This window comes from Methylobacterium sp. 4-46 (assembly GCF_000019365.1).
In the GTDB taxonomy this organism is placed as follows: Bacteria; Pseudomonadota; Alphaproteobacteria; order Rhizobiales; family Beijerinckiaceae; genus Methylobacterium.
Genome location: NC_010511.1, coordinates 2,813,857 through 2,832,500 on the forward strand (window position 1 = coordinate 2,813,857; position 18,644 = coordinate 2,832,500).

General features: G+C 74.1%; 18 protein-coding genes and 1 pseudogene (1 of these 19 running past the window's edge). 10 read left to right on the forward strand and 9 right to left on the reverse strand.

Going from position 1 to position 18,644, the window contains the following annotated elements; translation table 11 throughout:
• The first annotated feature begins 107 nt into the window (after positions 1–107).
• From M446_RS12090 to M446_RS39695, 3 genes and pseudogenes are all read left to right on the forward strand, one after another.
• Positions 108–464, forward strand: coding sequence for a hypothetical protein (locus tag M446_RS12090; RefSeq protein WP_012332386.1), 357 nt, complete (start codon positions 108–110; stop codon positions 462–464).
• Between the two features lie 322 nt (positions 465–786).
• On the forward strand, positions 787–1,113 hold the full coding sequence (locus M446_RS12095) for a transposase (protein ID WP_012332387.1): 327 nt from the start codon (positions 787–789) through the stop codon (positions 1,111–1,113).
• 117 nt (positions 1,114–1,230) lie between these two features.
• Positions 1,231–1,381, forward strand: a pseudogene (locus tag M446_RS39695) (IS110 family transposase); the annotation flags it as partial.
• A gap of 103 nt (positions 1,382–1,484) precedes the next feature.
• Here the strand turns inward: M446_RS39695 and modC are convergent.
• Both modC and modB read right to left on the reverse strand, forming a co-directional pair.
• Positions 1,485–2,603 (reverse strand): molybdenum ABC transporter ATP-binding protein, encoded by a 1,119-nt coding sequence (gene modC / locus M446_RS12105; RefSeq protein WP_012332388.1) that lies wholly within the window; start codon positions 2,601–2,603, stop codon positions 1,485–1,487.
• Entirely contained in the window at positions 2,600–3,289 is a 690-nt protein-coding gene (gene modB / locus M446_RS12110; protein ID WP_026190656.1) for a molybdate ABC transporter permease subunit, read from the reverse strand. The genes modC and modB overlap by 4 nt, the downstream gene beginning before the upstream one ends.
• Positions 3,290–3,438: 149 nt before the next feature.
• Between modB and hydA the strand changes: the two genes are divergently transcribed.
• The gene (gene hydA / locus M446_RS12115) at positions 3,439–4,950 is read left to right on the forward strand and encodes a dihydropyrimidinase (protein WP_012332389.1); all 1,512 of its coding nucleotides are present in this window, start codon (positions 3,439–3,441) and stop codon (positions 4,948–4,950) included.
• A 41-nt stretch (positions 4,951–4,991) separates the two neighbouring features.
• On the opposite strand, the gene M446_RS12120 is transcribed toward hydA, so the two are convergent.
• Positions 4,992–6,680, reverse strand: a complete 1,689-nt coding sequence (locus M446_RS12120) for a methyl-accepting chemotaxis protein (protein WP_018260893.1) — start codon at positions 6,678–6,680, stop codon at positions 4,992–4,994.
• Positions 6,681–7,186: 506 nt separating this feature from the next.
• Between M446_RS12120 and M446_RS12125 the strand changes: the two genes are divergently transcribed.
• Both M446_RS12125 and M446_RS12130 read left to right on the forward strand, forming a co-directional pair.
• A complete protein-coding gene (locus tag M446_RS12125) occupies positions 7,187–7,639 on the forward strand; it encodes a BLUF domain-containing protein (RefSeq protein ID WP_012332391.1) in 453 nt (150 codons plus the stop codon).
• Positions 7,640–7,864: 225 nt separating this feature from the next.
• Entirely contained in the window at positions 7,865–8,131 is a 267-nt protein-coding gene (locus tag M446_RS12130; RefSeq protein ID WP_018260892.1) for a hypothetical protein, read from the forward strand.
• Here the strand turns inward: M446_RS12130 and M446_RS12135 are convergent.
• From M446_RS12135 to M446_RS12145, 3 genes are all read right to left on the reverse strand, one after another.
• Entirely contained in the window at positions 8,121–9,479 is a 1,359-nt protein-coding gene (locus M446_RS12135; protein WP_012332393.1) for an NAD(P)H-dependent oxidoreductase, read from the reverse strand. The two genes, M446_RS12130 and M446_RS12135, sit on opposite strands and share 11 nt — an antisense overlap.
• Before the next feature lie 115 nt (positions 9,480–9,594).
• Positions 9,595–9,864, reverse strand: a complete 270-nt coding sequence (locus M446_RS12140) for a GNAT family N-acetyltransferase (protein WP_012332394.1) — start codon at positions 9,862–9,864, stop codon at positions 9,595–9,597.
• A 57-nt stretch (positions 9,865–9,921) separates the two neighbouring features.
• Positions 9,922–10,788, reverse strand: a complete 867-nt coding sequence (locus tag M446_RS12145; RefSeq protein ID WP_265576600.1) for an SDR family NAD(P)-dependent oxidoreductase — start codon at positions 10,786–10,788, stop codon at positions 9,922–9,924.
• A gap of 167 nt (positions 10,789–10,955) precedes the next feature.
• Between M446_RS12145 and M446_RS12150 the strand changes: the two genes are divergently transcribed.
• Complete coding sequence (locus M446_RS12150; protein WP_012332396.1) at positions 10,956–11,774, forward strand: acid phosphatase; 819 nt, start codon at positions 10,956–10,958, stop codon at positions 11,772–11,774.
• 78 nt (positions 11,775–11,852) lie between these two features.
• Here the strand turns inward: M446_RS12150 and M446_RS12155 are convergent, their stop codons facing one another.
• Both M446_RS12155 and M446_RS12160 read right to left on the reverse strand, forming a co-directional pair.
• Positions 11,853–12,626, reverse strand: coding sequence for a TerC family protein (locus M446_RS12155; RefSeq protein WP_012332397.1), 774 nt, complete (start codon positions 12,624–12,626; stop codon positions 11,853–11,855).
• A gap of 33 nt (positions 12,627–12,659) precedes the next feature.
• The gene (locus M446_RS12160; RefSeq protein WP_012332398.1) at positions 12,660–13,577 is read right to left on the reverse strand and encodes a lipid kinase; all 918 of its coding nucleotides are present in this window, start codon (positions 13,575–13,577) and stop codon (positions 12,660–12,662) included.
• Between the two features lie 289 nt (positions 13,578–13,866).
• On the opposite strand from M446_RS12160, the gene M446_RS12165 reads away from it, so the two are divergent.
• Both M446_RS12165 and M446_RS12170 read left to right on the forward strand, forming a co-directional pair.
• Positions 13,867–14,718 carry a hypothetical protein gene (locus M446_RS12165; RefSeq protein ID WP_012332399.1) on the forward strand — a complete coding sequence of 284 codons (852 nt, stop codon included), beginning with the start codon at positions 13,867–13,869 and terminating at the stop codon, positions 14,716–14,718.
• Positions 14,719–14,850: 132 nt separating this feature from the next.
• The gene (locus M446_RS12170; protein ID WP_012332400.1) at positions 14,851–16,074 is read left to right on the forward strand and encodes a thermonuclease family protein; all 1,224 of its coding nucleotides are present in this window, start codon (positions 14,851–14,853) and stop codon (positions 16,072–16,074) included.
• A gap of 23 nt (positions 16,075–16,097) precedes the next feature.
• On the opposite strand, the gene M446_RS12175 is transcribed toward M446_RS12170, so the two are convergent.
• Entirely contained in the window at positions 16,098–17,309 is a 1,212-nt protein-coding gene (locus tag M446_RS12175) for a Zn-dependent hydrolase (RefSeq protein WP_012332401.1), read from the reverse strand.
• Between the two features lie 255 nt (positions 17,310–17,564).
• On the opposite strand from M446_RS12175, the gene M446_RS12180 reads away from it, so the two are divergent.
• A protein-coding gene (locus tag M446_RS12180) for a gamma-glutamyltransferase family protein (RefSeq protein ID WP_012332402.1) crosses the window boundary here: on the forward strand, positions 17,565–18,644 show its 5' portion. It continues 498 nt past the right edge of the window; 1,080 of the gene's 1,578 nt are visible here — the first part of the coding sequence; its start codon is at positions 17,565–17,567; its stop codon lies beyond the right edge, outside the window.

Below are 18,644 nucleotides of genomic sequence, written 5' to 3' on the forward strand. Positions count from 1 at the left end.
GATGGATGCTCGGACCGGTCGATACTGCGCGAGAATGGCGTCCCGCGTTGTCGGCGTGCTCTCACCGGCCATGGTCCGTCCTTCGTGCCGATCTGGAGATGGGTCACATGAGCAGCATCCGTGAACGGTTCCGGGGCCAGTGGCGGATCACCGAGACCGGCACATGGGACAACGACTACCTCGATATGATCGAGCCGGCCTTCATCGCGTTCGAACCTGGCGGCACGGGCGAGTTCCGCTTCGGGGTGGTCGTCGCGAGCCTCGATTGCTCCTACAGCCAAACGGATGTGGGCTTCCGGTTCCATGGCTCGGATGAGGGGACCGAGGTTTGGGGCGACGGCTGGGCTGAGTTCGACCGACCCGACGCCATCTCCGGCGAGATCGCCTTCTGGAACGGTGACGAGACCACCTTCAAGGCCCGTCGTTGGCCGGGGTCATCTTGCGTCTGGGCGCTTCGAGGATGAAGCGGCGATTAACTCGGCTGATAGTCGAGAATTGCTTTCTGTGAGTGCCGGCGCCACCGCGAGGAGGGGCGGCGTCTCGTCCGCCCCAGGTTCAGCCCGTTACCATGATCGGCGTGCCGCAGACCCGCGTAATCGGCTCACGGCACGGAGCGCTAAGCATGCGGAGGAATCCCGATGGCCCAAGAACAGTTGAATGTCTCTCTTTCGAGGCGCCTACGCTGAATGGTCCAACAGCAAGGCCGCGAATCGTCAATGCTGGATGATCCTCCCTCGAGTTGGTGGACGCCTCTGATACGCTCGTGGGGAGCGAGGAAGGCGTTCAATGGCGACGAAGACGCGACGGGAGTTCACCCCCGAATTCAAGCGCGCGGCGGTGGCCCTCCTGGAGAGCAGCGGGCGCCCGCAGATGCAGATCGCGGCGGAACTTGGCATCCAGCCCTCGATGCTGCGCAACTGGCGCGCTGTTCTCACCGGCGAGGCGCCCCGCTCGCGGGCGGCCGCTCCGGCAGCACAGCCCTTCTCACCCGTGGCCTCACCCGCCGATCAGGTTGCTGAGATCGCGCGGCTGCGTCGCGAGCTGGAGCGCGCCCGCACGGAGCGCGACATTTTAAAAAAGGCCATCGGCATCTTCGCGGAGACGCCGCGATGAAGTTCCGTTTCATCGATGACCACCAGGGCACTTGGCCCGTGCGCACCCTCTGCCGCGCGCTGCGGGTCTCGCCATCCGGCTACGACGCGTGGCGCTCGCGGCCCGAGGGCGGTGCGCAAGAAGCAGAGCTACCCGCAGGCCCAGTTCCAGCGCCTGCGCGCCCGCCGCGGTCCCAACAAGGCGATCTGCGCCGTGGCCGCCTCCCTGCTCACCGCCGCTTACCACATGCTCCTCGACGGGACAGCCTACATCGATCTGGGACCCCACCGCTTCCGAAACGTCGATCCGGAGCACCGCGCCAAGGCCCTCGTGCGCCAGATCGAGCGGCTCGGCTTCATCTGCACCCTCACGCAGGCGGAGCCAGTTTCTATCTAGATCGCGACCTCCGCCCCGCTCGCGATGGTGGCGGGATCGAAGGCGACGCCCTTGACGAGGGCGAAGACCTCCAGGCCCGGCCTCAGGCCGAGTTCGTGCACCGCGTGCCGGGTGAGCGAGGCGGAGAGCAGGGCCGCCCCGCAGGCGATCTCGACCGTCGCGTAGGCGCCGGGCTGCTGCGCGATGGTCCGGATCGTGCCGGGCAGGTGATTGCGGGCGCTGAGGCCGCGCGGGCGCTCCAGGGCCACCAGCACGTCGCGGGCGCGCACGCGCACGCGCACGCCGCTCCCCACCGGCAGGTCCAGGCGGGGCACGGTCAGGCTGCCCACGGCGCCTTCGAGCCGCGTCAGGCCGAAATCCGGGTCGTGGCCCGCGACCCGCAGCTCCAGGAGCGCGCCCGCCTCCGCGGCCTGCGGCCCGGGCAGCAGGTCGGACCGGCGCAGGATCGCGTCGGCCGGCCCGCTCGCCGCGACCCGGCCGGCCTCCAGCACCACCACCGTGTCGGCGAGCCGGGCCACCTCCGCCACCGCGTGGCTCACGAACATGATCGGGACCCGGGCCTCGTCCCGCAGCCGCTCCAGGTAGGGCAGGATCTCGGTCTTGCGGGCCTCGTCGAGGGCCGAGAGCGGCTCGTCCATCAGGAGCAGGCGCGGATGCGCGAGGAGGGCCCGGCCGATCGCCACCCGCTGCCGCTCGCCGCCCGAGAGTCCGGCGGGGCGCCGGGCGAGGAGGGGGCCGAGGCCGAGGAGATCGGCGACCGCGCCGAGGGAGGGCTCCGCCCGGCCGGGAGCCGCGCTCCCGGACCCCGCGAACCAGCGCCCGAAGAGCAGGTTCTGGCGCACGCTGAGGTGCGGCAGGAGCCGCGCGTCCTGGAAGACGTAGCCGACGCGGCGCCGGTGCACCGGCACGCAGATCCCGGCCGCCGTGTCGAGCAGCACCGCGCCGTCCACCACGACGCGGCCCGCCCGCGGACGCAGCAGGCCGGCGACGACGTTGACCAGGCTCGTCTTGCCCGCGCCCGAGCGGCCGAACAGGGCCGTGACGCGGCCCGCGGCCGTGAAGGCGGCGTCGAGGGAGAAGTGCCCCAGCGCGTGGCTTGCCTCGACGGTGATCACGCGCCGAGCCGCCGCTTCGCCCGCCGCGCCAGCCCCTCCGAGGCGAGGAGCGCCGTCATCGAGACGGCGACGGAGACCAGGGTCAGCCGCAGGGCCCCGTCCTCCCCGCCCGGCACCTGCGTCAGCGCGTAGATCGCGGAGGGCAGGGTCTGGGTCTCGCCGGGAATGTTCGACACGAAGGTGATGGTGGCGCCGAACTCGCCCATGGCCTTGGCGAAGGCGAGCACCGCGCCGGCCAGGATGCCCGGCAGGGCGAGCGGCAGGGTGACGACGGCGAAGACCCCGAGCGGCGGCGCCCCGAGGGTGGCGGCCGCCTGTTCGAGGCGCGGGTCGATCGCCTCGATCGAGAGCCGCATCGCCCGCACCATCAGGGGAAAGCCCATCACCGCGCAGGCGAGGGCGGCGCCGGTCCAGCGGAACGAGAACACGATCCCGATCTCGGCCAGGGCGGCCCCGAACAGGCCCCGGCGGCCGAAGCCGAGGAGCAGGAGGTAGCCCGTCACCACCGGCGGCAGGATCAGCGGCAGATGCACCAGGCCGTCGAGCAGGGCCCGGCCGCGGAAGCGTCCCCGGGCGAGGAGCAGGGCGACGAGCAGCCCCGGGACCAGGCTCGCCAGCGTGGCGACGCCCGCGACCTGCAGGCTGAGCCGCAGCGCGCTCCACTCGTCGGGCGTGAGGACAGGCAGGGCTCCGCTCCGGTCGGCGAGGCGTGACGGCTCCGCTCTAGCACGGTTCTCGCATGAGGCCGCGAGGAGGAGCGCCGGATCCGGTGTCGCAGGGGCAGCGGAGTTCGGGCATCCTCGCGTCCGACGCGTCGCCCGAGGGAGGAGCCCGCATGCCGCCAGCCAGCCACGACCGCGATTTCGATCTCGTCGTCCGAGGGGGGCTGCTCGCCACCGCGGCCGAGACCTTCGAGGCAGATCTCGCGATCAGGGACGGTCGCATCGCCGCGATCGGCCGCGCGCTCCGCCCGGGCGCCGAGGAGATCGACGCCAAGGGCCTCGTCGTGACCCCGGGCGGGCTCGACCCGCATTGCCACATCGAGGAGCCCTCGGAGGCGGGCGGCGTCCAGGAGGAGAGTTTCGCCTCGGGCTCCGCGGCGGCGCTCGCCGGGGGCACCACCTCCTTCATCTGCTTCGTGCCGCAATGGAAGGGTCACCCGATCGCCCGCACGGCGCCCGGCTACGAGGCGCGCGCCCGCGCCTCGCGGGCCGATTACGGCTTCCACCAGATCATCACCGACCCGACGCCGGAGGTGCTGGAGCGCGAGGTGCCGGCCCTGGTGGCGCGCGGCATCCGCAGCCTCAAGGTCTTCCTCACCTACGATCCGCTGCGGCTGACCGACGGCCAGTACCTGGAGGTGCTGGCGACGGCGCGCCGGCTCGGCGCGCTCGTCACCGTGCATTGCGAGAATTTCGACGCGATCGGCTGGCGCATCCGGGCCCTCCTGGCGGCGGGCCTGACCGATCCGCTCCAGCACGCCTGGGCGCGCCCGCCCGTGGTCGAGCGGGAGGCGACGCACCGCGCCATCGCGCTCGCCGAACTCGTCGACCAGCCGATCCAGATCTTCCACGTCTCCTGCGACGAGGCGGCCGAGGAGATCGCCCGCGCGCGGGCCCGCGGCGTCAAGGTCTGGGGCGAGACCTGCCCGCAATACCTCACCCTCTCGACGGAGGATCTGGCGCGGCCGGATTTCGAGGGCGCGAAGGTGGTCTGCTCGCCGGCCCTGCGGGCGCCGGCCGAGCGGGAGCGGATCTGGGCGCGGATCGCGGACGGGACGCTCGACATCGTCTCCTCCGACCATTGCGGCTTCTCCTTCGCCACCGCCAAGCGCGACCCGGGGAGCAGCGGCTACGGCCAGGGCGGGGCCGAGGCGCGGCCGGACGGGATGCCGGCCTTCAACGCCATCCCGAACGGCGTGCCGGGCATCGAGACGCGGCTGCCGCTGCTGTTCTCCGAGGGGGTTTCCAAGGGCCGGATCGACCTGCCCACCTTCGTGCGCCTGACCTCGGCCAACGCGGCGCGGCTGTTCGGCCTCGCCGGCCGCAAGGGCACGCTGGCGCCGGGCGCCGATGCCGACCTCGTTCTCTGGGACCCCTCGGCCGAGCGCCGGATTCGCAACGCGGCGCTCCACCACGCCATCGACTACACGCCGTGGGAGGGGCTCGCCGTGACGGGCTGGCCCGCCACGGTGATCCGCCGGGGCGAGGTCGCGGTGCGCGACGGCGCCGTCCTGGCCGAGCCCGGTTCCGGGCGCTTCCTCGCCCGCGGGCCCTACCCGCTCGTGCGCCCGACCGGGCGGGTGCCGGACGGATTCGATGCCGCGGCCGTGCCGCCCCGGAGCTGAGGCGGCACGCACGCGCCGCTCAGGCGGCGCGCACGCGCCGCTCAGGCGGCGCGCACGCGGGCGAGGAAGTCGTTCACCTCGCGGCCGAGCTGGTCCGACTGGCGCGAGAGGTCCGAGGAGGCCGCCAGGACCTGGGAGGCCGCCGCGCCGGTCTCGCCCGCGGCGGCCGCGAGCCCGCCGACATTGGCCGTCACCTCGCCGGTCCCCTCGGCGGCCTGGGCGACGCTGCGCACGATCTCCTGCGTCGCCGCGCCCTGCTCCTCGACGGCGGCGGCGATCGAGGTCGCCACCCGGCTGATCTCCTCGATCCGCCGCGTGATCGCGCCGATCGCCGAGACCGTCTGGCCCGTGGTGCCCTGGATGCGGGCGATCTGGGCGGTGATCTCCTCGGTCGCGCGCGCGGTCTGGTTGGCGAGTTCCTTGACCTCGGCGGCGACCACCGCGAAGCCGCGGCCGGCCTCGCCGGCCCGCGCCGCCTCGATCGTGGCGTTCAAGGCCAGCAGGTTCGTCTGGCCGGCGATCGCCGTGATCATGGTCACCACGTCGCCGATCTTGCCCATCGCGGCGCTGAGTTCGCGCACCGACTCGGCCGTGACGCCGGCCTCCTGCACCGCCTCGCGGGCGAGTTCGGCCGATCCGCCGACCTGCCGGCTGATCTCCCGCACCGAGGCGCCGAGTTCCTCGGCGGCGGCCGCGACGGTGTTGACGTTGGTGGCCGCCTCCTCGGCGGCGGCCGCGACGCTGGTCGATTGCTCCGCCGTCATCGTGGCGGCCCCCGCCATGCCCTGGGCGGTGGCCTGGAGCTGGCTCGCCGCGGCCGAGACGAGGCCGACGATGCTGCCGACCGCCTGCTCGAAGCCGTCCGCCATCTCCCGCATGGCCGCGCGCCGCTGCGCCTCCGCGCCCGCCCGCGCCGCCTGGCTGTCCTCCTCCAGGGCGCGCATGCGCAGCAGGCTGTCCTTGAAGACCTGGACCCCGTCCGCCAGGGTGCCGAGCTCGGTCCGCTCGCCCCGGTGCGGGATCGCCGCCGAGACGTCGCCGGCGGCGAGCGCCTGCATGGGCGCGACCACCGAGGCGATGCCCCGCGTGACGCCCCGCACGATCAGGCCGGCGAGGGCGACCGCCAGGGCGAGCCCGGCCGCGATGCCGAGCCAGGCCATGGTGCGGGCGGTGTCGTAGGCGCCCTCGCTCATCGCCTGGGCCCGCTCCGCCCCGTCGTTGGTGTAGGCGACCAGCTTCTCGAGGGCGTCCGACATCGCCCGGCGCGGCCCGATCGCCTTCGTCTCGTAATGCTGGAAGGCCGCCGCCTTCTCGCCCCGGCGCGACAGGTCGAGGACGATCTGGCGCTCGGCCTCGAACGCCTCGGCGGTCCGGCGATAGGCATCGTAGAGCGCGCGCTCCTCCGGCGCGTTGATCAGGCGCTCGTACTTGGCCTTGGCCTCCTCGACCCAGGTGCCGAACCGCACCAGGTCCTTCTCGATCGTGGCCGTGAGGGCCGGATCGGTGGCCAGGATGTGGCGGAAGAGGACACCGTTCAGCCGCGCCGCCCGCGTGTCGATCTCGCCCAGGGCGCGCACGCCCGGGAGCCAGTCCTTCTCGACGGCCGCCGATTGCTCGCGCATCCGTTGGGTGCTGACGAGGCCGAGGGCGCCGAGCCCCACGATGACGAGGCCGAGAAGCGTGAACGCAGCGATCAATTTCGTGCGGATGGACAGGGGCTGGACCGACACGACCGACTCCAAAGGCTGGCTTGGCCGCCCGAACCCAGGGGCGCACCGCCGACGCGCCATTCTTTGGATTGCACTCGTTACCAGAGAGATAATGATTACCAATGCTGAAACCCGGAGGCCGGCATTTGTTGCGGACATTATTCTTAGATCGCGCCCGGCCGCGCGGGCAGGCCTGGTGCAATGCACCAGATCGAGTGGTGATCTGGCGGCGCGCCCCCTGCGTCAACCTGAGACGATGCCCCAAGGGCAGATCAGAGAAGGTCGCGCCCGGGCGTCGGATCAGCTGGCCCGCGCCGAGCGGCGGAGCGGGGAGGAGCGCGGCGCCGCGTTGGCGCCGGTCGACCTGGGTCCTTGGTCCTAGAAATAGGAATTAAGGTACATTTCACCACTTCGCCGCGCGAACTCGGCCGAGATCCGCTCCCCCTGGGGCGAATTCATCCCTGGTTAGGATTTCGAACAGCCAATGCACGGGCGCCGTCCCGGCGCCGTCATCAGGCAGGTTTTCGATGATCCACCAGCTCGTCTATTACAGCCGCAACACCGTGCAGGGCGGCGACCGCGCGATGCTGACCAACCTGCGCGAGATCGTGTCGGCCTCGCAGCGCAACAACGGCCGGGACGGCATCACCGGCTTCCTGATCTTCGACAAGACGTGGTTCGTGCAGATCCTGGAGGGCGACCGCGCCCGCGTCTCGGACACCTACGCGCGGATCGGGCGGGACACGCGCCACAGCGCGGCGACGATCGTGACCGTGCAGAACGTCCCGGCGCGGCTCTTCCCGAACTGGACCATGGGCGGCGCGATGCGCAACCCGGAGATGCAGGAGGTCTTCCTGGCCCACGGCATCGGCGGCCCGCTCGATCCGGTCCGGATGAGCGCCCGGCAGATCCTCGGCCTCGCCGTCGATCTCGACGCCTTCGAGCGCGCCAAGCGCGAGCCCCAGCGCCTCGCCGGCTGAGGCGCCGGAACCGCGCCCGGACGCCCAAGAACTGTGCGATCTCGAACATTGTGCTGCCTCGCACCCGGCGCACAAGGTTCGAGAGGATCGAGGATTCTATCGCTTGACCGAGTTCATCAACCGCTCATAGTCTTTCTTCACACGAAACGGCGGCCCACCAGGTAAATCCCGAGCGACCTTGCGGTCGCGCGGCCGGGCGCTGCTGTGCGACGGTGAGGGAGCAGCATGAGCAAGTCGATGGTCGGAATCTGCGCCGTCCTCCTCTCGGTCGCCGCGGCGACCGCGAGCCGGGCCGAGGGCACCGCGGCGCAGAGGGCCGCCTGCACGCCGGACGTGTTCCGGCTGTGCAGCAGCGAGATCCCGGACGTGGGCCGGATCAAGGCCTGCCTGCGCCGCGAGCGGGTGAATCTCAGCAGCGGCTGCCAAGCGGTGTTCAACGAGATCGACCGCACCGCGGCGCCGGGCGCGGTCGTGCAGAACGTCAGGTCCTGACTCCGGCTTCCCGGGCGAACAGGGTTTCCATCTCGCGCCGCAGGCGGACCGCCGGGTCCTCGCTGTTGAACGAGACGTCCTCCCAGCGCACGAGGCTGCCGGCCGGCACCGGCCGGGTCAGCGTGAAGCCGTGGGCGAGGCCGATCGGCAGGCCGCCCGCGGCGAGCGAGGCGGAGGCCGGCATCAGGCGGCCGTAGACCGTGTGGCCGCCCTCGCCGTCGAGGCGGTCGCCGGCCCGCAGGTCGCGCTTGGCGGTCGCCACCACGTCGGCGCGGAACTCGCGCGTGGCGCCGGTGGGCTCGCCGCGCACCACCAGGCTCGCCACCGAGAGGCCGAGTTCGAGCCCGATCAGGTGGTAGGGCTTGTACATCGCCGCGTAGCGCCCGCTCGCGTCGGTGCGCAGCCCGTACTCGGCGAAGCAGCGGCGCACGTAGTCCGAGGGCGCCTCGATCACCACGTAGACGCCCCAGCGCAGGTCGCGGAAGACCGGGCGCCCGTCCCGCTCCAGCGAGGAGACCACCTCGACGGTGCCGGCGAAGGGCAGGGCGCCGCCCGCCTCGCGCGGGCGCAGCACGCTCGGCAGGTCGTCGACCCCGCAGGGCGGGAAGGCGAGGCCGTCCGGGCCGGGATCGAGCCGGCAGGCATTGGCGACCGCCGCCATCTCCAGGGCGGACTTGGTGCCGTCCAGGAAGGAGTTGAACATCTGCGGGTTGAAGTCCCCGGCGGCCACCTGCTCGGGCGTGAAGCCGTAATGGCCCCAGACGGTGTCGGGCGTCGAGGCGTGGTAGGCGGGCAGGTACTTGGTGCCCTTTCCGGCGCAGACGACCGGGAATCCCGCGGTGCGGGCCCAATCGACCAATTCGGCGATCAGCGCCGGCTGGTCGCCATAGGCGAAGGAGTAGAGGATCCCGGCCTCGGCCGCCTGCCGGGCGAGGAGGGGCCCGGCCAGCGCGTCGGCCTCGACGTTGACCATGACCACGTGGCGGCCGTGGCGGCAGCAGAGCAGGGCGTGGCGGATGCCGGCGCCCGGATGGCCGGTGGCCTCGATCACCACGTCGACCCCGTCGGCGGCGATCAGCGCCGCAGCGTCGTCGGTCACGAAGGTGCCGCCGCCGCGCAGGGCCTCGGCGACCGAGCGGGCCGCGACCTGCTCGGCCGGCCAGCCGACCCGCGCCGTCGCCGCCCGGGCGCGCTGCGGGTTGAGATCGGCGATGCCGAGGACGTGGAGGCCCGGCGTGCGCGGCGCCTGCGACAGGAACATGGAACCGAACTTGCCGGCGCCGATCAGCGCGACGCGGACGGGCCGGCCGGCCTGCGCTCGGGCGGCGAGTGCATGATGGAGACTCACGGCGCGTTCCCTCCCGACCCCGGCCGCGCCGCTCGGCGCGCTGCGGCGGCGCTTGAGGCGGCATCATGGCCGGGAACCGCGCGGCGCGCCACACGCGCGTGAGGGCCGGCGCGCCTCACCCGACCAGGTCGCGATGATCAGGATGCCGCCGCAGCCAAGCGGCCGCGTAGCCGCAATAGGGCAGGATGCGCAGCCGCTCGCGGCGGGCCTGTGCGGCGATCTCCGCCATCAGGCGGCCGGCCGCGCCGGTGCCCCGCAGCGAGGGCGGCGCGTAGACGTACAGGATGGCGAGGCTCCCGTCCCGCCGGTCGTAATCGGCGAACACGACCTGCCCGCCCACCGCGAGCTCGAAGCGCTTCGCCTCTGTGTTGTCGCGCAGGCTCATTCCGGGCTCCGGGTCGTCCGGACAACGGGGCAGGGCGGCACCGGGTTTCGGGCGGGATCAGGCGGGGCGCGGCGCGGCCGCCTCCGCCCGGCTCCCGGGCGCCGTCCCGGCGGGACCCGCGAGGAGGCCGCGCAGGCCGGCGACCAGGTGCTCGGCGGCGACCGCGTCGAGGGCGGCCGCGGCGGCAGGCCGCGGGCGGCCCCGGTGCCAGGTCGTTCCGGTCAGCGCGAGCAGGTCGTCGCGGGCGATCAGGGCGGCGAAGTCCTGCGCCACCGCCTCGGGCGCGCGCATGAAGGGACGCCACAGCCACGCCATCAGCCGGAAGACGCCCCGGAAGTGCCGGGCGAAGGCGGTGCGCGTCATGCCCGGTTCGAGGGCGTGCACGGCGACGCGCTCGGCGCGCAGGGCGCGCGCGAAGGCGGTCACGAGCTGCATCTGGGCGAGCTTCGTGGCGAAGTAGGTCGCGTTCGGATCGAACGGCTCGCCCCGGAAGAGGCCCGGGAGATCGTAGCGGCCCCAGCGATGCACCAGGGAGCCGGTGACGACGAGCCGGGGAGAGGGGGCCCGGGCGAGGAATGGGCGAACCGCCTCGATCAGGCAGTAGGTGCCGAGGACGCCGGTGGCGAAGCCGAGTTCCAGCCCCTCGGGCGTCAGGATGCGCCGCCAGGGCTGCACCGCCGCGTTGGCGAGGACGACGTCGATGCGCGGCGCGATGGCCGCCAGATCCCCGGCCAGGGCGCGGATCTGCGGCGGGCGGGCGAGGTCGCAGCGCAGGACGAGCGTGTCCGCGGGCCAGGGGCCGGGCGGATCGGGCGCGCCGGGGCGCAGCACCAGGAGGAGGCGGTCGCCGCGGGCGGCCAGCGCGCGGGCCGTCGCGAGGCCGATGCCCGAGCCGGCGCCGGTGATGAGAACATGGTCGCGCATCGCGCCGCCCGCCATCGCATCCGCGTGACCGAGGAGCCTGCGTCATCGTGACGGGTCCGCGCCGCTGCCGCAAGGGCAGGAGGGGCCCCCGGGCGGGCGCCGCGCCGATGGACGCGGGGGAGCGATCTCCGGTATCGGATGCGCCCCGCCCCGAATCGGAGCCTCGGATGCGCCGCCTCCTCGCCCTCCTCCTCGTCGGTCTCGCGCAGGTCGCCCGGGCCGAGGAGGCCGCGCCGCCGGTGCGGGCGGATCCGGTCGCGCCGGAGGCGCCGGCGCGCCAGCCCTACCTCGCCCCCGGCGCCCTCGACACCATCGCCGTGCTGGCGCCGCCGCCGCAGGCCGGGACGGAGGCGGAGGCCGCCGACCGGCTGACCTTCGCGCGCACCCGGGCGCTCAAAGGGACGCCGCGCTGGGCGCTCGCCACCGCCGACGTGGCGGGCGGGGCGAGGGCCCTCCTGGCGGATTTCTCCTGCGCCCTCGGCACAAGCCTCGATTCGACGCAGCTGCCGGTCACCACGGCCCTGCTCGAACGCGCGCGGCTCGACGTGGCGGCGGCGGTCGAGGCGCCCAAGGAGCATTACCGGCGGACCCGGCCGCATGTCGGCAACGGCCTGCCGGTCTGCGTCGCCCGCAGCGAGCGGCTGGCGCGGAGCGCCTCCTACCCGTCCGGTCACGCGACCGAGGGCTGGACCTTCGCGCTGATCCTCGCCTCGGCCGCGCCCGCGCAGGCGACCGGGATCCTGCGCCGCGGCCGCATCTACGGGGAGAGCCGGCTCGTCTGCGGCGTCCACTGGCGCAGCGACGTCGAGGCCGGCCGCACCGCCGGCGCCGCCCTGTACGCCGCCCTGGTGGCCAGCGCCCCTTTCCGGGCCGATCTCGACCGCGCGCGGGCGGAACTCGCCGCGGTGCTCGCCCGGCCGGCGCAGCCGCCCGAGGAGGCGACCTGCGCCCGGGAGGCCGGTGCCGCGGCCGAGCCGCTCCCCTGACGGGGCGCGCAGGAGCGCGACGGGGCGCGCAGGAGCGCGCCCGGGGCATTGCGCGAGCGGGGCGCCTCGCCCGCGCCGTCAGGCTTCGCCGCGGGACGGCGCCGCGCGGGACGCGGGCGTCGCGCGGGCCCTGCGGGCGCGGCGGCCCAGGATGTTGAGCCCCTCCACCGCCGCCGAGAAGGCCATCGCGGTGTAGATGTAGCCCTTCGGCACGTGCGCCCCGAATCCCTCGGCGATCAGCGTCATGCCGATCATGATGAGGAAGCCGAGCGCCAGCATCACGACCGTCGGATGGGCGGCGATGAAGCGCGAGAGCGGGTCGGCCGCGAGCAGCATCGCGCTCACCGCGGCGAGCACGGCGATCACCATGATCGCCACGTGGTCGGTCATGCCCACCGCCGTGATGATGCTGTCGATCGAGAAGACGAGGTCGAGCACGAGGATCTGCGCCACCGCGGCGTTGAAGCTGAGGGGCGCGGCGGCGCCGGCCTCGCCCTCCCCCGGGTCGGGATCCACGTTGTGGTGGATTTCCTTGGTCGCCTTCCAGAGCAGGAACAGGCCGCCCGCGATCAGAATCAGGTCCCGCCAGGAGAAGGCGTGACCGAGGATGGTCACGACCGGCTGGGTCAGGTGGACGATCCAGGCGACGGTGCCCAGGAGGGCGAGCCGCAGGCCGAGCGCGAGGCCGATGCCGATGCGGCGGGCGGCGGCCTGCCGCTCCGGCGGCAGCTTGTTGGTCAGGATCGAGATGAAGATCAGGTTGTCGATGCCGAGCACGACCTCCATGACGACGAGGGTCGCCAGGGCCGCCCAGGCGGCCGGGTCCGCGGCCAGCTGAAGGAGGGAATCCACGCGTCAGTCTCGCTCTGTCGGGTTGGGGCAGGTTCAGGGAATGAGAGAGGCGCGCGGCCGCCGCACCGGCGGTGGGGCGTGGATCCGCACGCATCCCGGCACGACGCGGATATGCGCCGGCGTCCGGGTGGTGATCTCGCCGTCGGTGTTCACCGGACGGGGCTTGCGCGTGTGCAGGACCACCTCGGTGGTCTGGAAGGCGCGCACGTCCGCGGCCTTCCCCTGCGTGCCGCGCCGCAGGGCCGGCAGCAGCAGCAGGAGCCGCCACCAATGCTCGACCTCCAGGCTGTAGAAGTTGAGCAGCCCGTCATCGACGCTGGCATGCTCCTCGACGGTCATCCCGCCGCCGTAATGCCGGCCGTTGCCGACCGAGACCTGGATGGTGCGCACGGTCTCGGTGACTCCGTCGTGCTCGATGCGCACGGTGAAGGGCCGCGCCCGGCGCAGCAGCCGGAAGGCCGCGAGCGCGTAGCCGAGGGTGCCGAAGCGCCGCTTCAGGTCGGCGGTGAGCGCGCCCGCGAGATCGGCCGAGAAGCCGACGCTCGCGACGTTGAAGAAGTAGTGGCCGTTGACGCAGCCGAGGTCGATGGCCCGCGACGGCACGGTCGCGATCACCCGCGCCGCCTCGACCGGATCGAGGGGCAGGTCGAGGCTGCGCGCGAGGTCGTTCGCGGTGCCCAGCGGCAGGATCCCGAAGGGAAGGCGGCGCTCCGCCAGGGCCTGCGCGGCCGCGTTGAGCGTGCCGTCGCCCCCGCCCAGGATGACGAGGTCGATCGCGTCGGACGCCTCGCGGATGAGGTCGCGGCAGTCGCGATCGGGGGAGGGCGGCGTCACCGCCTCGATCCCGCCGCGCCTCAGCTCCGCCCTGACCGCCCCGAGGTCGAGCTGGCCGTTGCGCGCCTTGGCGTTCACCACGAGGAGCGCCCGGCGCAGGCGATCAGGGCCGGCCATCGGCGCCTCCGCGGTGACACCGGCGCGGGTCATCGAAACATGGGCCGCTCACGGCGAGCGCCCTCCCGTGCGATCGTGCCGCGTCAGCACAAAGGCAGAGAAGGGGTCCGACATCACGGTCGACGCCTCGACCGCCAGAGGGGCCCGGACCCGGGTTCCTCCACAGGTGGGGTTGTGCATCGCGTTGACAAGCCCCAGCGCCACGCTTCCGCGACTGGCGAAACCTTCCGGGAACCGTCACCGTATCCTGCGACGTTTTCGTGTCGACCTCGTCTGTCCGGGTGCCGCCATGCCTGCCCCCCGCCCTTCGGCCCTCCTCGCCGGCCTTCTCCTGAACGCGGCCGCGCTCGCCGCGCCCGCCTGCGCCCAGCAGGCCAAGCCGAGCTGGGTGGATCCGCCCTCCAAGGCCGAATCCCCCAAGGCGGATGCCCCCGCCAGCGCGGCGTCCGGCCAAGCGGCGGGGAAGGCTGCACCGGCCAAGCCGGTCGCCGGGGCCGAGAGGGCGGGCCCGTCGCGCAAGAGCGCCGCCGCGGCCGAGCCGGCCAAGCCCGCGCGCCGGATCGCGCAGGAGGCGCGGCCGGCCGAGCCCGCCGCCCGGCGCGCCCGGGCCGAGGCCGCCCCGCGGCGCGAGGCGCCGCACCGGCCCGTTCGCCTCGCCATCCGGCCGCAGCCCCGGCCCGAGCCCGCAGCCCCGGCCGCGCCCGCCTCGGACAGCCGCGTCTACGGCTGGGCCGTGGCCGCCCAGGACCTGACGCAGGACTATTTCGCGACCCTGTCGCAGCCCAACCGCGTCTCCCTCGGCACGCAGACGCGGTTCTACGCGGACCGGGTCGTGTTCCACGGCCGGCCGATGACCCTGGCGGCGGTGATCGCGGAGAAGCAGCGCTTCTTCGCCCGCTGGCCGGAGCGCCGCTATCGGGCGCGGCCGGATTCCATGCGCACCGCCTGCAACGCCGGGATCGCCACGTGCCAGGTCGACAGCATGGTCGATTTCATGGCGATCAATCCCGAGCGCGGCGCCCGCTCGCAGGGCACCGTCGCGGTGCGGATGGCGGTGAGCTTCGCGGGCGGGCGGCCGGTCATCGTCGCCGAGACGAGCCGCGTCCTGTCGCGCGAGCGCGTCGCCGCCGCCGGGGAGTGAGCGCGTCTGCGCAACCCACCGCATCGGCCGCGCCCTGTCGCGCCGCGGCCGATGCGGTAGGATCGCGCGGCCGCGCCTTTCCCGGTCGAACCGGCTTGGAATGCGGCGGAAATCCGGGGTAGACGGACGGTCATGACGTCGCGTGAGAAGGTGCAGGCCTTGATCCGGGCCGAGATCGATCGGCAACGGCCCGTCGAGGTGGCCCGGCGCACGCTCGAACTCCTGGCCGAATCCTCGGTCCGCGCGATCGACGCGGCGCCCGGCTACCGGATCGTGGGCCGGGACGGCGCGCCGCGCATGCGGCGCGGGGAGGGGGCGGAGGTCCCGCTCACCCTGGCGGACCTGTTCGACGAATTGCGCCGCCAGCATCCCTCGCTGTTCCTGGCCGGGCCGGCCGCGCCACCGCCGATGGCCGTTGCGGCGCCCCCGCCGGCCGAGGCCGCGCCGGTCGCGTCGCCGCTCCCCGAGATGCCGCGCATGCCGGCGGCGGTCAGCCGCGACTGGATCAGGCTCACCCCGGAAGAGGGCGAGGCGGGACCGGCGCCGTCCGCCCCCTCCGCCGAGCCGGCCCCGGCCCCAACTCCGGCCCCAACTCCGGCCCCAACTCCGGCCTCTGGGCCGGCGTCGCCGCGTCCCGCCCCATTCTGGCGCCGGGGCGCCGCGCGCCTGGGGAATTGGGTGGCGGCGCGGGCCCGCGCCCGGGCGGAGCGCCGAGGCGCGGCCCGCCTTCCCGCCCCGGCGCCGCCCGCGCCGGCGGGCGAGGGGCTCAAGCCCGCGGTCGCCCGCCCGACCATGCAGGTGCGCCGCCGGCGCGGGCGCGGGCCGCTCTACGCTGCCCTCGGCCTTCTCCTCGCGGCCGGCGCCGGCGCGTGGCTCTATTCCGGCGGGGATTCCGCGCCCTCGCCGCCGGCGGGCGGCGCGCCCTCCTCGAACGCGGCCCGGCGCACCACCACGGAGGCGAAGATCGCCGCCAATGCGCGCCGGGAGCCCGGCGAGACCGGCACGCTGGTTCCGGGGGAGGGCGCCGCCCCGAAGCCGACGTCGTCCCTCGCCGGGGTGGCCGAGGTCGTCGACACCGCGACCCTGCGGCTCGGCGGCCGGACGCTGCGCCTGTTCGGCGTCGAGACCGCGAAGGGGGCGCAGCCCGAGGACCTCGCCACCTATCTCGCCGGGCGGCCGGTGGCCTGCCAGGCATCGGCGGGCGGGGCGAGCTATCTCTGCAGCGTGGACGGGCACGACCTGTCGGAGGTGGTGCTCTACAATGGCGGCGGGCGCGCCACTGCCGAGGCGACCTCCGACCTCCTCGAGGCCGAGCGCCACGCGCGCACCGAGAAGCTCGGCATCTGGCGCAAGTAGCGGCGCGAGGCCGGCGGGTCGCCTCACGGCGCGCCCTGCATGATCCGCCGCGCCGCCCCGTCGAGCGCGCGCAGGCCGAGCACCAGGTCCGACTCGGCGGTGTCCTCGGCCCAGTGATGGCTGATCCCCCCGATCGAGGGCACGAACAGCATCGCGGCCGGCATCGCCCGGGCCATGTTCTGCGCGTCGTGCCCGGCCCCGGACGGCATCGTCCGCCAGCCGCCCGGGCAGACCTCCTCCGCCGCCTCCGAGAGGGCCCGCATCAGGCCCGGATCGCAGGCGGCCGGGACCGCGCGGGAGACCGTCACCAGTTCGACCGCGCAGCGCTCGCGCCGGTTGCTCTCGCGGATCAGCGCCCGCAGCTCCGCCTCCATCCGCTCCAGCACCGCGGTCGAGACGTCGCGGAACTGGAACAGCACCTCCGCCCGCCCCGGGATGATGCTGGGCGCCCCCGGATCGAGGGCGATGCGCCCGGTGGTCCAGGTGCTGGCCTCGCCGCAGACGCGCGGGAAGGCGGCGTCGATGGCCGCGAGCAGGCGCACGGCGGTGAGCCCCGCGTCGCGGCGCTCGGCCATGGTGGTGCCGCCCGCGTGGTCCTGCCGGCCCTCGACGACGATCCGGTACTGCCAGATCGCCACGATCCCGGTGACGATGCCGAGATGAAGGCCGGCCCTCTCGAGCTGCGTGCCCTGCTCGATGTGCAGCTCCAGGAAGCCGCGGTAGCGGGCCGGATCGAGGCGCAGGCGCGGCCGCCCGGCGAGGCCGGCCCGCTCCAGCGCCGCCCGCAGGGGCGTGCCGTCGGTGCGGTTGCGGGCGCCGTCGATCTCGGCCTCGCTCACCTCGCCGAGCGCCGCGCGGCTGCCGAGGAAACCGACGTCGAAATGGCCCTCCTCGTCCGCGAAGGCGCAGACATCGACCGGGAGCCCCGCCCGGGCGAGGGCGAGCCCGGCCACGACGCCGAGCGCCCCGTCGAGCCAGCCGGCCTCGTTCTGGCTCTCGATGTGGCTGCCGACCAGGAGGTGCGGCCCCGGCCCGGGATGGCGGCCGAGCACGGTGCCGAGCCCGTCGATCGTGGCATCGAGGCCGCACTCGGTCAGCCGGTCGGCGAGCCAGCGCCGCGCCTCCATGTCCTCGGGCGAGTAGGTCGGGCGATGGACGCCGGTCTTGAACCGGCCGATGGCGCGCAGCGCGTGCAGGTCGCGCAGGAAAGCGTCGGTGTCGATGGCCTGCGGCATGGCGATTCCGTCTCCGTTCCGTCGTCCGGGGTCTTGGTCGCCCGGGGTCTTGGTCGCCCGGGGTCTTGGCACCGGGCGCGCTCGCATGCTTGATGCCTAACGCCGCGCCGGCCCCCTCCCAAGCGGGAGCACGCGCGGCCGGGGCGTGCGCCGGGGGCGCGGTGCCGACCCTCTCCGTGCCGGGCCGGCGCGTTGGTCGAGGGCGCGCCGCGTCGCGGGGCGCGCATCCGGTTTCGAGTGAGGAGGGTGGATCCGATGAGGGACTTCTCGCAGCCCGGGCGCTCGCCCGTCTACGCCGCCAACGCCGCGGTGGCGACCTCGCATCCGCTCTCGACGCTGGCGGCGATCGAGGTGCTGCGCGAGGGCGGCAACGCGGTCGACGCGGCGATCGCGGCGGTGGCGGTGCAGGGGGTGGTGGACCCGCTGATGACCGGGATCGGCGGCGACTGCTTCGCCCTCTACCTGCCGAAGGGCGCCGAGCGTCCGATCGCGCTCAACGGCTCGGGGCGCAGCCCCGCCGCGGCGGAGGATTCCTGGTACCTGGAACGCGGCCTCACCATCGAGCCGACCTCCCCGCATGCCGTGACGATTCCGGGCGCGGTCGCGGCCTGGGACTGGCTGGTGCAGCGTCACGGGACGCGCTCCCTCGGCGACCTCCTGCGGCCGGCGATTACCTGCGCGGAGGAGGGTTACCCGGTCCAGTCGCGGGTGGCCTGGGACTGGGCGCGCAACCGCGAGCGCGTCGCCGCCGATCCCGCTTCGGCCGCCGCCTACCTGATCGACGGCGCCGCCCCGGCGGCGGGGGCGATCATGCGGCATCCGGCGCTCGCCCGCACGCTCCGGCGCATCGCGGCGGAGGGGCCGCGCGGCTTCTACGAGGGGCCGGTGGCGGACGACATGGTGGCGACCCTGCGCGCGCGGGGCGGGCTCCACAGCCTCGACGACTTCGCCGGGACCGCGCCCGAGGAGGTCGTGCCGGTGACCACCCGTTACCGCGGCTACGACGTCTACGAATGTCCGCCGAGCGGGCAGGGCCTGGCCGTGCTGATGATGCTGAACGTGCTCTCGGGCTTCGAGGTCGGCGCGCTGCCGGACGTCGATCGGGTCCACCTCTTCGCCGAGGCCTGCAAGCAGGCCTATCACCACCGCGACGCACTCTTCGCCGATCCGGTGGCGGCGCGGGTGCCCGTCTCGCACCTGCTCTCGGAGGCGTGGCGGGCGAGCGCCCGCGGCGCGATCGACATGGCGCGGGCGCAGGCGCCGATCCTGTGGCCGGAGGTGGCCCACGCGGACACGGTCTACCTCTGCGTGGTGGACCGGGACGGCAACGCGATC